Source organism: Falsarthrobacter nasiphocae (assembly GCF_031456275.1).
GTDB lineage: Bacteria > Actinomycetota > Actinomycetes > Actinomycetales > Micrococcaceae > Falsarthrobacter > Falsarthrobacter nasiphocae.
This window is the reverse complement of record NZ_JAVDUI010000001.1, coordinates 1,481,272-1,495,544: the sequence shown is the minus strand read 5'-3', so window position 1 is coordinate 1,495,544 and position 14,273 is coordinate 1,481,272. Positions and strand designations below refer to the sequence as shown.

Sequence of the window (14,273 nt, the reverse complement as noted above, 5' to 3'; positions counted from 1 at the left end):
CGCAACCCCATGAGCGAGCACGACGTCTGGACTATTCAGCTTGGGGAGCTGGACCGCCGCATGGGCGTGGAGGTCATTGAGGAGTCCGTGGAGAAGGTCGTGACACGGATGCCGGTGGAGGGGAACAGGCAGTCGTTCGGGCTCCTTCACGGCGGGGCGATGGTGGCGCTCGGCGAGGCCACGGGCTCGTGGGCTGCGGTCAAGCACGCCTCCACGATGGGCAAGGTGTGCGTGGGCGTGGACATCAGCGCCACCCACCACCGCGGCGCCCGGGACGGGTACGTCACTGCGACGGCGCGGCCACTGTCCCTGGGGCGCACGCTGTGCTCCCACGAGGTCATCCTCACCGACGACGACGGGCGCCGACTCTGCACCGTGCGCATCACGAACCTCGTCACGCCCCCGGCGGGCGAGTAGGGACTGCGACACGATGTGCGTTTTGGGCGTTTCGCCTAGAATGCTGTCATGGCTACGACGTCGATGACCGTTCAGAAGCAGCTACGCGAAGACCTCAATGCGTTCCTCGCCGACCCTGCTCGTCAGAATGCCCTCTCCCAGGAGGACGCAGACGCCTTCCGGGAGCTGCTGTCCGTTCTTCAAACCAGCCGACGAGCCGTCATCTTTCCCTCCGATAAATCCCTGACCACGGGTGAGGCCGCCGCCGCCCTCGGGGTGAGCAGAATGACGGTGGTTCGCCTTATCGATCGTGGCGCTCTTCGCGCCAGCACAGAGGGAACCCACCGCAGGATCACCGCCCTAGAGCTTCAGCGCTACCGAGAGGACAGGGAGGCTCGTCAATTGGCGGCGCTTCACACCCTCGGCGAGGACATCACGGATGACACACCACCGGACCGAGTCATCAAGACGCGCTAGCCTTCGCACCTCGCTTGGCGACGCGAGACCGTTTGCCCCTTCGTTTGGCAGATGCCCCCTGCAATGACAGGGGCAAACACCAATTCAGGGGGCAAACCGCCCCGGGGCAGCGAGTTGACTCTTCCGCAACGTCAACCTGCAGACTCCTAGCCATGACCACACGCGAGACCGACACCCACACAGGGCCTGTAATCGACCGCTCCATCTATGCCATGCCCATGTTCGCCAGCCTCATCGTCCGCGATCTGGCTGCGGCCGAGCAGCTCTACGCAGCAGCCGGATTTGTCACTCTGGCCAGCATCCCGGACCACGAAGGCGCTCCGGCCGTCCTCCACCTGCGCCGCGAAAAGTATCAAGACATTCTCCTCGTCAAGGGGACCCCCTCTCCCGGGTCCACGACCGTTTCATTTGCGGCCTCCGACGTGGACCTCGTTTCGGTGGCCGAGCACCTTCGTTCCGCAGGGGCAGATGTCGCTGGCCCTGCTCCCACGCCCTGGTTCTCTACCGACCTCACATTCACAGACACAGACGGAAATACCGTGACGCTGACCGCGCCCCGGACCGCAGAGAAAGACGCGGCCCAGGAGTGGGTTCACGACCGCGTCACGGGAGACTTCGAACTGGTGCCCGAAACTCGCCACGGCGCAGAATAGTTAAGGACTTCACTTCATGGAATGGCCTATTCGAGACGTTGCCAGGGCTACCGGGCTGTCAAGCCGCGCCTTGCGCCATTACGAGCAGATAGGCCTCCTGCATCCGTCCCGCACCGCAGCAAACGGATACCGCTTTTATGGGGATGCCGAGATCGCACAGATCTACCGCATTCTTTCCCTGCGGGCTCTGGGCCTTCCCTTGGAGACAATTCGCCAAACGGCCGACGACGAGCTGGCGCTCCCAGACGCCATGGAAAGTCATTTGGCTCTTCTCAAGGAGAGCCTCGAGATGTTGACAAGCAAGATCGCAAATGTCGAGCGCACTCTCAATGCGCTTAGGAAATGTGCCTCTATGTCTATTGATGATGTTTTTTCCGGCAGCCACGGCGACAGCCACGAATCGGAGGTGCGAAACCGATGGGGAAATGCCGCTTGGGAACACAGCGCGCGTCGACGTGCCTCAATGAGCGACGCTGAGCTGGCCCGTGACGACAAGACAAGCCGCGATGTGAACGCTTCTCTGCGAAGAGCCGCAGAGGAGGGCGCCGACCCCTCAGGCACCCGTTTTCAGGCTGCCGTCACGGCGCATCATCAGTGGGTCACGGAGCAGTGGGGAGGGCGAAGTCCCACCGCCGAGTCATATGCAGGTCTTGCCGCAATGTACGCGGCAGATCCGCGCTTCGCCGTCGTCTACGGCGGGGAAGAGATGGCCACTAGCATCCGTGACGCAATCCTGGTCTGGATCCCAGAGAACCTGGAGTAGCTCGGCAGTATTGCGGATCTCATGTCCGAGCGTCACGGGCTCGACTGGATCGAGGCCGTACCAGCGCACGGGCACGCAAGTAGTTATCCCCGTTTCGCGCCAGACACCGTGCTGGAGAAGCAGATCCCGCCACGATAGGCGCATGTTCGACCACATCCTTGAGTCCACCCGGGCAGTCCGCGCAGAGGCCGCCCGGGGCCGCATGGTCCGGCTGGCAACTGGCCTCTATGCCGAGCGCACTGCATGGGAAAGGCTAAGCACGTGGGACCGCTACCAGCTCCAGTGCTTGGCCGTAGGCCGTAATCACGTACTCACCGGGAGGTCCGCAGCCGCTGTGCTCGGACTGCCAGTGTGGCCCGTGCCCCCGGCCATAGACATCGCCGTGTGGAGTCGCTCCAAGACAGGGCGCCGACAGCAACATGGACTCGAGCTTCCCGTCCGCGGGCACCTCATGGCGACTTCCGAAGCAGCACTTCGCTCGGCAGTGATGGTTCGCCGCCGCGCCCAGTGTCTCGACCCGTCCCTGTCATTGATGAAAGCCGCATCACTGAGCACCGTAGAGTCCGGGGTCGTGACCCTTGACGGGGCCCTGCGGCAAGGCATGGCTGGGGACGAGCTCAGGAGTGCCGCCGAACGCGCGCCCTGGTGCCACGGGCTGTCCCGCTCGGTCTTCGCCCTGTCCCAGGCCACACCCCTCAGCGAATCGCCGGGTGAGTCCTTGTCACGCCTGCGCATCGAGGAACTCGGCTTTGCGGCGCCGCTGCTCCAGCAGGAACTCACACTCAAGACGGGCCGCCATATACGCGCCGACTTCTTCTGGCCCAGCGCCCGTCTCATCGGGGAGTTCGACGGATTGGCGAAGTACTCGCTTGGAGCGGACACCGGCATGAGCCCCCATCAGGCACTCGCGGAGGAAAAGCGCCGCGCACGTGACATCCAGCGGCAGGGCTATGCCATCGTGCGATGGACCTGGGAGGACATGATGCACTTGGACATCCTCGACGACATCCTGACCCGGGCTGGCGTGCCCCGGGCTCGTTGACGCACCACCCCCATATCGCCCGTCCGGCCCGGGGCCGTCGCCTCTTCCACCTCTTACCCCCTCGTTTGGCAATCGCCCCCTGCAATGTCAGTGGCAAACACCAATCAAGGGGGCAAACCGCGGGAGGGCCGGGGCAAACGCCAATACAAGGGGCAAAACCGCCAGCGGGGGACGGAGGGTGCCTAGTTCAGGCGTCGCGCAACGGAAGCCTTCGCCACGTGGCAACCCCAGACCGCCCGGCTCCCCCGCGGCGGCTCCTCACCAGTCGTAGAACCCCTTGCCGGACTTGCGCCCCAGCTCGCCGCGCGCCACCTTCTCGCGCAGGATGGCCGGGGGCTCAAACCGCTCGCCCAGCGTCTGCGCAAGGTACTCCGCGATTCCCAGCCGCACGTCCAGCCCCACGATGTCCGTGGTCTTGAGCGGCCCCACCGGGTGCTTGTAGCCCAGGACCATCGCCGCGTCGATGTCCTCCGCGCTTGCCACGCCCTCCTCGACCATCCGCATCGCCTCCAGTGCGATGGCCACCCCGAGCCGGGAACTCGCGAACCCGGGGGCATCGCGAACGACGACGGCGGTCTTCCCGAGCCCCTCGACCCACGCACGCGCGGCCTCCGTCAGCTCCGGCGCGGTGCGGCCCGCCACAACCACTTCCACGAGCGTGGACGCCGGCACGGGGTTGAAGAAGTGCAGGCCGATGAGCCGCTCGGGCCGCCGGAGCGCCTCAGCCAGGTCCGTGACGGAGAGCGAGGACGTGTTGGTCCCGATCCAGGCCCCCTCCCCCACGGCGTCCTCGATCCGGCGCAGCGAATCCGTCTTGAGCTTGATGTCCTCGGGCACAGCCTCGATGACGAGCTCGCACCCGCCGAACAGCGCGGCATCCGCGCCCACGGAGAGCCGGGAGGCCGCCTCGGACGGGTCCCCCGCCAGCAGCCCCCGGGTGTGAGATGCCTCGATGGCCGCAAGGACGCGGCCCCGGGCGGCCTCTGCGGCGTCGTCGTCCCGCTCAACGACGCTCACGCGCGCGCCCTTCACGAGGAACGCGTGAGCGATCCCCGCCCCCATGCGCCCGCCCCCGAGGACACCGACGCGCGAAGGGACGCCGCCCCCCGCCTGCGGGCCCGAGCCCGCGAGCGCTACTGGCTGGGCCGACTCCGGGCCAGCCGACCCCGGCCCCGCCTGCGAACCCGTCTCCTGCTCAGTCATCGTGTGGACTTCCTTTCGAGGAACGCGCTCATGCGCTCGAACTTCGCCGGGGATTCAAAGAGGGTGGCCTGCGCGAGACGGTCGGCCAGCGGGTGGGCCTCCCGCGGCGCCCGGAAGACCTCCTTGGTGAGCTTGATGGCCAGGGGGTCCTGAGCGCAGATCGCCGCGGCCATCTCGGCTGCCGCGGCCTCGAGCTCCGCACTCGGCACAAGCCGCGTGATGAGCCCCCACGCCAGCGCGGTCTCGCCGTCCACGACGCGCCCCGCCAACAGGATCTCGAGCGCCCGGGCCTCGCCGATGAGCTCCTTGAGCCGCCACGACGCGCCCGCAGCCGCGAGGATGCCCAGCCCCGGCTCCGGGTTGCCGATCCGAACGTCCGGCGTCCCGATCCGCAGGTCCGCCGCGTACGCGAGCTCCGCCCCGCCGCCGAGGCAGTACCCGTCCAGCGCCGCGATGACGGGCATGGGCAGCGCGTTGATCCGCTCGAAGATCCCCGAGTTGATGCCGGCCAGCGCGTCATCCCGCCTCCGCTCGCGCAGCTGCCGGATGTCCGCGCCAGACGCGAACACTCCCTTCCGCTCGCGTCCATCGGCCCCCACGGCCGGCGGGCTTCCTGAGATGACGACGACGCGCGGGTCCCGTTCCACCTCAGCGCAGACCGCGTGAAGCTCGTCCACCATGCGCTGGTCGATGGCGTTGCGGACCTCGGGCCGGTTGAGGCGGACGCGGACGAAGTCCCCACGAGTGACCTCGATGGCCTCGAACTCGGCGCGGTCCAGGGGGGCGGTCACTTGACGCCCTCGAGGACGATCGCGCTGCCCTGACCCACGCCGATGCACATCGTGGCCAGCCCCAGCGGCCTCTCCGCGCCGGCGAGCTCCCGCTCCATGCGGCCGAGCAGGGTGATGACAATGCGCGAGCCCGAGGAGCCGAGCGGGTGCCCGAGGGCGATAGCCCCGCCGTCGGCATTGACGATCCCCTCATCCAGGCCCAACTCCCGCATGCTCGCGAGGGCCTGGGACGCGAACGCCTCGTTGAGCTCCACCGCGCCGAGGTCCCCGACCGTGACGCCCGCCTTCTCCAGGGCCTTGCGCGTGGCCGGCACCGGGCCGATCCCCATGACCTCGGGGGCCACGCCCGCGCTGGCGGAGGCGAGCACGCGCGCTCGCTTCCTCAGGCCGTACCGCTCGGCGGCGGACTCAGAGACAACAAGAATGGCGCTCGCACCGTCGTTGAGGCTGGACGCGTTGCCCGCCGTGACCACGCTGCCGCCCGCGACGACGGGGCGGAGCTTCGACAGCACCTCCGTCGTCGTTCCGGGCCGCGGGCCCTCATCCTCGGAGACGACGGTCTCCGACTTCCGCCCGCGCACGGTGACGCTGACGATCTCGTCCGCGAAGCGCCCCTCGGCGATCGCCGCGAGGGCGCGCTCGTGGGAACGCACCGCGAAGGCGTCGCAGTCCTCGCGGCTGACGCCATAGACGCGGGCGACTTCCTCGGCCGTCTCCGGCATGGAGTACGTCATCTTGCCGTCGCGGTCGAGCTCCCCGCCCGGCGCGAAGCGCTCGTTGACGAACCGCCAGCCGATCGACGTGTCGAACTGCTCGCCTGGCTTCGCGAACGCCGCGGTGGGCTTGGCCTGGACCCAGGGGGCGCGGGACATGGACTCCACTCCGCCTGCAATGACGACGTCGGCGTCGCCGCTGCGCACCATCTGCGCTGCCATCGCGATCGCCGACATGCCTGAGGCGCAGAGACGGTTGACGGTGATGCCCGGGACGGATTCGTCTCCCCCGGCGAGGAGCCAGGCCATGCGAGCCACGTTGCGGTTCTCCTCACCGGCGCCGTTGGCGTTGCCGAGAATGACCTCATCCACGGCCTCGCTGGGCAGGCCCGTGCGGCGGAGGAGCTCGGCGATGGTCAGGGCTGCCAGGTCGTCGGGGCGGACGCTGGAGAGCGCGCCGCCGTAGCGGCCAACCGGCGTGCGTACACCGGACACGAGATAGGCGTCTGACATGGGGGCTCCTCGCTGAGTCGTCCGCAGGCCCTCTCGGGCGCGGAATTACTGACCGATCGGTCAGGAGACAAGTCTAGCGACTCCGAGCCCGTGATGTGAGGTGCGCCACCAGGGCCGACTCGCCCGGAACCGGGACCCCTGAGGACTCGAGGGGCCGTGGCATCGCCGACACCCCGACGCGGCAGGGCAGGGACGGCCGACGCCCCCCGACCTGTCGCGAGTTTGCGGCAGGTGGGAGGGCGTCGTGTGGGGGCAGGAGCCCCTAGGAGAGCTTCTTCGCCGCGCGGTTGACCGCGGAACGGAGGAGGGCGAGGTTCATTCCGTCGCGCGTCGCAGCCACGTAGATGAACGTGCCGGCATCGATCATCTTGATCAGGTGCAGCTGGTCCCCGAGCGTGAGGAGCATGTCCTCGAGCTCGCTCTGGATGTTGAGGACGCGGATGGTCTTGGTCTTCGCCTTGACCATCTCGCTGTTGTACGCCGACGCCGCCTCGAGGTCGAAGTTCGGGGCTGCGGACCGCGAGGCCAGCGCCATGCCGGTCTCAAGGTCGACGACCGAAACGCCGAGCAGGCCATTGATGTCCTGCTGAATGTCGTCAAGGAGCTGGTTCAGTTCAGCCTGGTTGGCCATGTCCTTCTCTTTCGTTAGTACATATTCTTCGGGGGATCGCGGGCGAGGGACGGCGACCGACACAGACGCCGGGCCCTCTCTCCCGCGGAGAACATCCCACAGACCCATCGCTTCTCCTACGATTCTGGCGCTGTCCGCCGGAGAACCGCGGCGCAACGCCTGACGGGGCCGCAGTTTTTGATATCGTGCAGTGCACACCCTACCGTATGCATTTCCCCCGGAGTCGGTGACCTTGAGCCACGACTCGAAGGCTTTCACTCCGAGCCTCAGTCCTTTTTGTCTTTCGTTCCCCCGAAGGGATTCGCGTGACCCATTCCCCCGTCAGCGTCGGCTCAACAACCAGCTACCGGGTGGTCTTCGTCGGCCCAGTGGGCGTCGGCAAGACAACAGCCGTGCGCTCCCTCTCGGAGATCCCCGTCGTCAGCACGGAGGTCCTGCAGTCCGCCGTCGCCATGACAGGACAGATGGTCAACGGGAAATACACGACGACCGTCGGCATCGACTACGGGGAATGGGCCACAGAGCACGGCCGCATCGGCCTCTTCGGCACCCCGGGCCAGGTCCGGTTCGCCTCGGCCCGCTCCTCGGTCCTGGCCGCCCGCTCCCGCATCATCCTGTGGATCTTCGGGGATCGCGAGGACGCCGCCGAGCAGGTCACCGCCTGGATGCGGCTCCTTGGAGACGAGACCATCATTCGCCAGACCACCGTCGCCGTGACACGCCTGGAGCCCTCCCGTGCCGAGGAGGCCCTCGCTGACCTCAGGGCCCAGCTCCCCGAGCATCTCACCGGCATGCCCATCCTCGCCGCAGACCCCCGCAACCCGGGCGACGTCGCCGCGGCCGCCCTCACAGCCCTCTCCCTCTCCACGAAGGACCCCTCGTGATCGACCAGCCCGAGACACACGACACTGACATCAGCCCCGAAATCGCAGAGCACTGGGACACGTGGTCCCGTGCCATCGGGACCGCGGCGCTCCCCCGCCTCAGGCGACTCCGCGAGAACAACCCTGAGATCACATCCGCCATCCTGTGCACTGCGGACGGAATGAACCTGTGCGCCGTGGGAATTCCCGAGGAGAACGTGGGGCGGCTCGCCGCCCTCAACAGCTCTCTCTTCGCCATTGCGGCTTCAGAGGCGGAAATCGTCTCCGAGGCGGGCGCCTCACCGAGCTCCACGACAGTCCACCTCTCCACGGGCAATGGATTCATCGTCCTGGCGAGCTTTGTCCTGGAAGATCTGGGCCAGATGCTTTTGGCGCTTTCTGCTGAGGAGACGCAGTTGGGCATGCTCGCCGTGCAGGCCCGTGGGGCGGCGGACGATATTCGGCAGTGGCTTTCGCCATCCGAGTGAACAGCCGCACCGGCGCCCGCGAGACCGCTGCCGCCCTCAATACTGCGAGAATTCCGGGGCTTCACATGCCGCGCGGCCCCGACAATATTCAATGTAAATCTTGAAGACAGGGACGGGAGAAATCGGTGGCATAGATGACATGCCCCATCCGACCCTCTCTCCGACACAGGCCCGCCAGCTCGGGGACACCCTCCGCAAGCGCCGGAAGCACTTGGGCCTAAGCCAGGAGAAGGTCGCACTCGCCTCCGGGATCACGCTGCAGCACTACAGCCTGCTGGAGAACGGATACAGCGACGGCCGCCGCCGATCCCCCGCCAACCCCAGCCTGGGCCTCATCACGAGCGTCTCGCGGGCCCTGTCCATGGACATCTCCTTCCTCGTCCAGGCTCTCGACGAGGACCCCGAGCCTTCCGCCGGCGACGACGACCTCACCGCCTAGCCCCAGGCTCGCCGCCTAGACCCAGACAAAAGAACCAGCCCCCGCCGCCCGGCCCCTCTCAGGGGCCGAGCCGCGGGGGCTGGCGTGTCTCACGGGCGAAAGCCCGAGGCGAGACTAGTGATTGGCGATGTTCGCCACGGTCTCGTGCTCAACAACAGCCTGCTTGTCGTACCAGGCCTGCTCCTGGCGCTCCGGGTTGGTGCGCTTGACCAGCGGCCAGCCGATGGCAAGGAGGATGAGGAACACGGGCAGCGAGGCCACCGTGAGGAGGCCCATCGGGAAGGTGGATCCGTCCTCGAGCTCCTGGGTGTTGAAGCCGATGAGGATGAGGATGCCGGCAATCGCGGCGATCGAGATCCACGAGGCGACGATGCCGCCCGGCATCGGCAGCTTGGAGACGTTGCCGTGACGCTTGCGGAGGGCGATCTGGGAGGCGAAGATCGCAGCCCAGGACAGGAGGACGCCGACCGCGGCGGTCTCGAGGGCGAGGTCGAAGGCCACGTTGCCGGAGCCCTTGCCGCCCGTGATGAGGTAGGCCGCGACAATGCCCACGAGGTAGAAGCCGGCGATCGCGAGGATCGAGGCGTACGGGACGTGGCGCGAGTTCATCTTCGTGAGCCACTGGGGAGCGTGTCCGTTGTGGGCCATCTGGCGGAAGACACGGCCGATCGAGTACAGACCGGAGTTGCAGGACGAGAGAGCGGCGGTGACGACGACGAGCGTCATCAGCGTGCCGACCCAGCCCCAGCCGAGCTGCGAGAACACGGTCACGAACGGCGAGACGCCGGACTGGTACACGTCCGAGGGCAGCAGGAGCGCAAGGAGCGTCACGGAGCCCACGTAGAACACGAGGATGCGGACGACGACGGCGCGGATGGCCTTGGGCACTTCCTTCTCCGCGTTCTGCATCTCGCCGGCGGTGATGCCGATCATCTCGATGCCGTTGTACGCGAAGACCACGCCGGAGAGGACGAGGATCATCGGGAAGAAGCCGCTCGGGAACATCGAGCCGCCCACAGCCGTGAGGTTGTGGAAGCCGGCCTCATGACCCGCGATGTTGGTGCGCATGATCACGAGGATCGTGCCGATGAGGAGGAATGCCACGATGGCGAAGACCTTGAAGACCGAGGCCCAGAACTCGAACTCGCCGAAGATCTTGACCGAGATCATGTTGACGCTGGTCAGGAGGACGAGCGCGATGATCGCGGAGAGGATCCACGGGATGCTCGGCAGGAGGTGGCTCACGTAGAGGCCGATGGCGATGAGCTCGGCCACGCCCGTCATCGCCCAGTTGAGAACGTACGCCCAACCCGAGACGTAGGCGCCCTTGGCGCCGAAGAACTCGCCCGTGTAGGAGACGAACGAGCCGGACGTGCGGCGGTACATGATGAGCTCGCCCATGGCGCGCATGAGGAAGAAGCCGAGGAGGCCCGCGATGGCGTAGGAGAAGATGAGCGCCGGGCCCGTGGAGGCAAGGCGTCCGCCGGCCCCCATGAAGAGGCCGACGCCGATGGCGCCGCCGATGGCGATCATCGTGACCTGGCGGCTGCTCAGGGCCTTGGCGTAGCCCTCAGCAGAGAGCTCGACTCCGTCGGCCGTGGTCGGCGCGGGGTCGGTGGTTTGGTGCGACATGAAAGAGTCCCAACTCCAGTCGATATGGATGTAGACGAGTGCAGGCGCGGATGGGCGCCTACGCAACGGATCTAGTGTGAACTAGAACACCCGCAAATGTGAAACTGGGACCCTCATGTGGCGCCGCGGCGTAACAATCGCGGGCCCCTGGCGCGGCCCTGCGCGACTCCTGCGGAGGCCCTCGAGCCCGCCCTGGCCGCGGCCCGATCATCCCCCTGATCACCCTCGGGGCTAGACTGAGGCCCGTGAGCACCTCCCCCGAGTCTTCGCCCAAGTTCGTCTCTGATGTCTTCGATCCCTCGCGCTGGCGCGAGGTCGAGGGGTTCGACTTTGCCGACATCACGTACCACCGTCAGGTGGAGCGCGACGCCGCCGGCCGAATTGTGAAGGACTTGCCTACCGTCCGTGTGGCGTTTGACCGACCGGAGGTCCGCAACGCCTTCCGCCCCAAGACAGTGGACGAGCTGTACCAGGCTTTGGACCACGCCCGCATGACCCCCGATGTCGCGTGCGTCATCCTCACGGGCAACGGCCCGTCCCCGAAGGACGGCGGGCACGCGTTCTGCTCGGGCGGTGACCAGCGGGTCCGCGGCCGCGACGGCTACCGGTACGCCGAGGGCGAGACCAGAGAGACAATCGACCCGGCTCGAGCGGGCCGCCTCCACATCCTCGAGGTCCAGCGCCTCATGCGTACCATGCCGAAGGTCGTCCTCTGCGTGGTCAACGGCTGGGCGGCCGGCGGGGGCCACTCGCTGCACGTCGTCGCGGATCTGACCATCGCCTCCCTGGAGCACGGCAAGTTCAAGCAGACGGACGCCACAGTCGGCTCCTTCGACGCCGGCTACGGCTCGGCCCTCCTCGCCCGACAGGTCGGCCAGAAGACGGCCCGGGAGATCTTCTTCCTGGCCCGGGAGTACTCGGCGGAGGACATGGTCCGCATGGGCGCGGTCAACGAGGCCGTCCCCCACGAGCGTCTTGAGGAGGTCGCCCTCGAGTACGCGGCGGACATCGCCCGCCAGTCCCCTCAGGCCATCCGCATGCTCAAGTTCGCGTTCAATCTGGCCGACGACGGCCTGGCGGGCCAGCAGGTCTTCGCCGGCGAGGCAACCCGATTGGCGTACATGACGGACGAGGCCGCTGAGGGGCGCGACGCCTTCCTCGCCAAGCGCGACCCCGACTGGTCCGCCCACCCCTACTACTTCTGACCGGCCGCCCGGCCCGGAGAGGACTCGCTCGTGGATCTGCTCCCCCTCTGTTTGGGCGATGGAGACGACCCGCGCCGCCTCCTCACCCCGCTGCACGACGCCCTGTCCGGGGACGGCCCGGCGGTGGCCCCCCACATTGACCCGTCCATGGAGTTCGCGGAGACCCTGCCCAACGACGACATCGCCGTCGTCGTCTGCACGTCCGGCTCCACCGGAACGCCGAAGCAGACCATGCTGACCACGGAGGCACTCGGTGCCTCCTCCGCCGCCACGGCGGAGCGGCTCGGGTTCGAGGGGCAGTGGCTCCTCGCGCTGCCGGTCCATTTTGTGGCAGGCCTTCAGGTGCTCGTGCGCTCCCTCTACTCAGGGTTGCCGCCGGCCATTGACCCATCCCTGACGTCGGGGGGCTTCACCCCGCAGGGCTTCGCGGATGCGGCGAGCGAGCTGACTGACAGGCGACGGCTGACCTCTCTCGTTCCCACGCAGCTGGCCCGCCTCCTCGACGACCCCAAGCAGACCGCGCTGCCCGCCCTGCGCCGCTTCGACGCGATCCTCCTCGGCGGCGCCGCCACCCCGGCTCGCCTCCGGGCCCAGGCGGCGCGCGAGGGCCTCAACGTCATTCAGACGTACGGCTCCGCAGAGACGGCCGGCGGCTGCGTCTATGACGGGACCCCGCTGCCCGGGGTGGAGTTGGACTTCCACGAGGGGCGCATCATCCTCGGCGGCCCCACCATCGCAAGCGGCTACCTCGGGGATCCGGAGCTGACGGACCGCGCCTTCCGCTCGGACGGCACCACGCGCTGGTTCCGCACCGCAGACAACGGCTCTGTGGACGACGACGGCCGCTTGCGCGTCACGGGACGCATCGACGACGTGATCATCACCGGCGGGGTCAAAGTCTCCGCACTGGCGGTGCGCGAGGTCCTCGAGGAGATTCCGGGCGTCCACTCTGCCTTCGTGACGAGCCTGCCGGACCCGGAATGGGGCCAAGCCGTCGCGGCGTTCGTCGCGAGCCCCAGGCCCACCGCCGAGGTGCTCGCGGCGGCGCGCGAGAGGCTGAGCGGGGCCATGCGTCCCAAACTCGTCCTCACGGCGCCACACCTGCCGCTGCTGCCCAATGGCAAGGAGGACCGGGTCTCGATGATCCGGGCCCTCCACCTCGCCTCCGGGATCTCGGCGGAGACGGCGTAAAGTCTTCAGGGTCCAATCACGCCCGCTCCAGCCGACCCTCCGCGGCGGCTCCGGGTGCTGCACGCCCCACCTGAAGAACAAGGATCACCGCATTCATGGCCACTGCCGCCCAATGGCTCGAAGGGGCCAGGCCCCGCACTCTCCCCATGGCTGTCGCCCCCGTCGTCGCCGGCACGGCCGCCGCGTTTGAGGCGGACCAGGGCGCTTGGCTTGCTGCGGGCCCCGTCCCGGCGTGGGCCCGTGCGCTCCTCGCGCTCATTGTCTCGGTTCTGCTGCAGGTGGGCGTCAACTACGCCAATGACTATTCGGACGGGATCCGTGGGACCGACGACGTCCGCGTGGGCCCGCTCCGGCTGACCGGCTCCGGCGCTGCCGAGCCCGCGGCGGTCAAGCGCGCGGCGTTCGCGTGCTTCGGGGTCGCCGGCCTCGCGGGCACGGTGCTGGCTTTGAGCTCGGGCCTGTGGTGGCTGATTCTTGTGGGGATCGTCTGCGTGCTCGCGGCGTGGGGGTACACGGGCGGGTCGCGGCCTTATGGGTACATGGGCCTTGGCGACGTCATGGTGTTCGTGTTCTTCGGCCTCGTGGCCACGCTGGGAACGGCCGTGACCCAGGTGGGCTCGCTGTCGGGCCCCGCGTGGGTGGCAGCCGTGTCGATCGGCCTCTTCGCGATGGCGCTGCTCATGGCCAACAACGTCCGGGACATCCCGACGGACCGGGAGGTCGGCAAGAGGACCCTTGCCGTCCGCCTCGGCGACTCGCGGGCCCGCGCGGCCTTCGCCGCTCAGTGCGCCGTGGGCTGCCTGCTGCCGGTGCTGCTCGTGGGCCGTCTTGGGCTGTGGGCGCTGCTCCCCGTTCTGGCGGGCGCCCTGGCGGTGGGCCCCGTTCGGTCCATGCTGCGGGCCGGCACGTTGGAGCGGGCCCAGCTCATCCCCGTCCTCAAGACCACGGGCATCCTGACGCTCGTGTTCAGCCTGCTCTTCGCGGCCGCCGTCGTGGGCTCGGCCCTGACGCGCGCCTCCTAGCCCGGCCAGGGACCCCGCGCCCGCCCTCCATGCGGCCGCTCGCCCCCTGAACTGGCGTTCACCCCTCTCCCACCGCCCACGCCCACGCTCGCCCCCTGAACTGGCGTTCACCCCCCGCAATGTCAGTGGCAAACACCAAACACGGGGGCGAACGAGCTCCAGGTGCCAAACACGGGGGCGAACGAGCTCCAGGTGCCAAACACGGGGGCGAACCTGGTCGGGGCCACTGACGCAGGAGCGCCCCCTCCCCG

Annotated in this window: 16 protein-coding genes; 11 read left to right on the top strand and 5 right to left on the bottom strand. The window is 68.0% G+C overall.

The window, feature by feature from the left end; all coding sequences use genetic code 11:
• Positions 1-9 precede the first annotated feature (9 nt).
• The 5 genes from J2S35_RS06770 to J2S35_RS06750 all read left to right on the top strand — a co-directional run bounded on the left by J2S35_RS06770 (position 10) and on the right by J2S35_RS06750 (position 3,331).
• Positions 10-417 carry a PaaI family thioesterase gene (locus J2S35_RS06770; RefSeq protein ID WP_309851335.1) on the top strand — a complete coding sequence of 136 codons (408 nt, stop codon included), beginning with the start codon at positions 10-12 and terminating at the stop codon, positions 415-417.
• A 48-nt stretch (positions 418-465) separates the two neighbouring features.
• Entirely contained in the window at positions 466-873 is a 408-nt protein-coding gene (locus J2S35_RS06765) for a helix-turn-helix domain-containing protein (protein WP_309851332.1), read from the top strand.
• Positions 874-1,025: 152 nt separating this feature from the next.
• Positions 1,026-1,526 (top strand): VOC family protein, encoded by a 501-nt coding sequence (locus J2S35_RS06760; RefSeq protein ID WP_309851330.1) that lies wholly within the window; start codon positions 1,026-1,028, stop codon positions 1,524-1,526.
• A gap of 16 nt (positions 1,527-1,542) precedes the next feature.
• Positions 1,543-2,289 (top strand): MerR family transcriptional regulator, encoded by a 747-nt coding sequence (locus tag J2S35_RS06755; RefSeq protein WP_309851326.1) that lies wholly within the window; start codon positions 1,543-1,545, stop codon positions 2,287-2,289.
• 571 nt (positions 2,290-2,860) lie between these two features.
• Complete coding sequence (locus J2S35_RS06750) at positions 2,861-3,331, top strand: hypothetical protein (RefSeq protein ID WP_309851323.1); 471 nt, start codon at positions 2,861-2,863, stop codon at positions 3,329-3,331.
• Positions 3,332-3,589: 258 nt separating this feature from the next.
• Here J2S35_RS06750 and J2S35_RS06745 read toward each other — a convergent pair whose 3' ends face one another.
• The 4 genes from J2S35_RS06745 to J2S35_RS06730 all read right to left on the bottom strand — a co-directional run bounded on the left by J2S35_RS06745 (position 3,590) and on the right by J2S35_RS06730 (position 7,182).
• Positions 3,590-4,534 carry a 3-hydroxyacyl-CoA dehydrogenase family protein gene (locus J2S35_RS06745; protein ID WP_309851320.1) on the bottom strand — a complete coding sequence of 315 codons (945 nt, stop codon included), beginning with the start codon at positions 4,532-4,534 and terminating at the stop codon, positions 3,590-3,592.
• Positions 4,531-5,325 (bottom strand): enoyl-CoA hydratase/isomerase family protein, encoded by a 795-nt coding sequence (locus J2S35_RS06740; RefSeq protein WP_309851317.1) that lies wholly within the window; start codon positions 5,323-5,325, stop codon positions 4,531-4,533. The genes J2S35_RS06745 and J2S35_RS06740 overlap by 4 nt, the downstream gene beginning before the upstream one ends.
• The gene (locus J2S35_RS06735; protein ID WP_309851315.1) at positions 5,322-6,551 is read right to left on the bottom strand and encodes a thiolase family protein; all 1,230 of its coding nucleotides are present in this window, start codon (positions 6,549-6,551) and stop codon (positions 5,322-5,324) included. Before J2S35_RS06735 ends, J2S35_RS06740 begins: the two co-directional genes overlap by 4 nt.
• Positions 6,552-6,813: 262 nt before the next feature.
• Positions 6,814-7,182 carry a roadblock/LC7 domain-containing protein gene (locus J2S35_RS06730; RefSeq protein WP_309851312.1) on the bottom strand — a complete coding sequence of 123 codons (369 nt, stop codon included), beginning with the start codon at positions 7,180-7,182 and terminating at the stop codon, positions 6,814-6,816.
• Positions 7,183-7,487: 305 nt separating this feature from the next.
• Between J2S35_RS06730 and J2S35_RS06725 the strand changes: the two genes are divergently transcribed.
• The 3 genes from J2S35_RS06725 (at position 7,488) to J2S35_RS06715 (ending at position 8,972) form a co-directional block, all read left to right on the top strand.
• The gene (locus tag J2S35_RS06725) at positions 7,488-8,066 is read left to right on the top strand and encodes a hypothetical protein (RefSeq protein ID WP_309851309.1); all 579 of its coding nucleotides are present in this window, start codon (positions 7,488-7,490) and stop codon (positions 8,064-8,066) included.
• Entirely contained in the window at positions 8,063-8,533 is a 471-nt protein-coding gene (locus J2S35_RS06720) for a roadblock/LC7 domain-containing protein (RefSeq protein WP_309851306.1), read from the top strand. The genes J2S35_RS06725 and J2S35_RS06720 overlap by 4 nt, the downstream gene beginning before the upstream one ends.
• A gap of 139 nt (positions 8,534-8,672) precedes the next feature.
• On the top strand, positions 8,673-8,972 hold the full coding sequence (locus J2S35_RS06715) for a helix-turn-helix domain-containing protein (protein ID WP_309851304.1): 300 nt from the start codon (positions 8,673-8,675) through the stop codon (positions 8,970-8,972).
• 114 nt (positions 8,973-9,086) lie between these two features.
• Here the strand turns inward: J2S35_RS06715 and J2S35_RS06710 are convergent, their stop codons facing one another.
• Positions 9,087-10,604 (bottom strand): amino acid permease, encoded by a 1,518-nt coding sequence (locus J2S35_RS06710; RefSeq protein WP_309851301.1) that lies wholly within the window; start codon positions 10,602-10,604, stop codon positions 9,087-9,089.
• Between the two features lie 245 nt (positions 10,605-10,849).
• Here J2S35_RS06710 and J2S35_RS06705 point away from each other — a divergent pair, with 245 nt between their 5' ends.
• The 3 genes from J2S35_RS06705 to J2S35_RS06695 all read left to right on the top strand — a co-directional run bounded on the left by J2S35_RS06705 (position 10,850) and on the right by J2S35_RS06695 (position 14,022).
• The gene (locus J2S35_RS06705) at positions 10,850-11,809 is read left to right on the top strand and encodes a 1,4-dihydroxy-2-naphthoyl-CoA synthase (RefSeq protein ID WP_309851299.1); all 960 of its coding nucleotides are present in this window, start codon (positions 10,850-10,852) and stop codon (positions 11,807-11,809) included.
• A gap of 30 nt (positions 11,810-11,839) precedes the next feature.
• A complete protein-coding gene (locus J2S35_RS06700; RefSeq protein WP_309851296.1) occupies positions 11,840-13,000 on the top strand; it encodes an AMP-binding protein in 1,161 nt (386 codons plus the stop codon).
• 95 nt (positions 13,001-13,095) lie between these two features.
• On the top strand, positions 13,096-14,022 hold the full coding sequence (locus J2S35_RS06695; protein ID WP_309851294.1) for a 1,4-dihydroxy-2-naphthoate polyprenyltransferase: 927 nt from the start codon (positions 13,096-13,098) through the stop codon (positions 14,020-14,022).
• Positions 14,023-14,273: the final 251 nt, after the last annotated feature.

What these genes read in the sequence shown, in the direction of transcription:
- J2S35_RS06765 (WP_309851332.1), top strand. Translation starts at nt 466, where the DNA reads ATGGCTACGACGTCGATGACCGTTCAGAAGCAGCTACGCGAAGACCTC.
- J2S35_RS06770 (WP_309851335.1), top strand. Translation starts at nt 10, where the DNA reads ATGAGCGAGCACGACGTCTGGACTATTCAGCTTGGGGAGCTGGACCGC.
- J2S35_RS06755 (WP_309851326.1), top strand. Translation starts at nt 1,543, where the DNA reads ATGGAATGGCCTATTCGAGACGTTGCCAGGGCTACCGGGCTGTCAAGC.
- J2S35_RS06735 (WP_309851315.1), bottom strand. Translation starts at nt 6,551, where the DNA reads ATGTCAGACGCCTATCTCGTGTCCGGTGTACGCACGCCGGTTGGCCGC.
- J2S35_RS06715 (WP_309851304.1), top strand. Translation starts at nt 8,673, where the DNA reads ATGCCCCATCCGACCCTCTCTCCGACACAGGCCCGCCAGCTCGGGGAC.
- J2S35_RS06745 (WP_309851320.1), bottom strand. Translation starts at nt 4,534, where the DNA reads ATGACTGAGCAGGAGACGGGTTCGCAGGCGGGGCCGGGGTCGGCTGGC.
- J2S35_RS06760 (WP_309851330.1), top strand. Translation starts at nt 1,026, where the DNA reads ATGACCACACGCGAGACCGACACCCACACAGGGCCTGTAATCGACCGC.
- J2S35_RS06710 (WP_309851301.1), bottom strand. Translation starts at nt 10,604, where the DNA reads ATGTCGCACCAAACCACCGACCCCGCGCCGACCACGGCCGACGGAGTC.
- J2S35_RS06695 (WP_309851294.1), top strand. Translation starts at nt 13,096, where the DNA reads ATGGCCACTGCCGCCCAATGGCTCGAAGGGGCCAGGCCCCGCACTCTC.
- J2S35_RS06730 (WP_309851312.1), bottom strand. Translation starts at nt 7,182, where the DNA reads ATGGCCAACCAGGCTGAACTGAACCAGCTCCTTGACGACATTCAGCAG.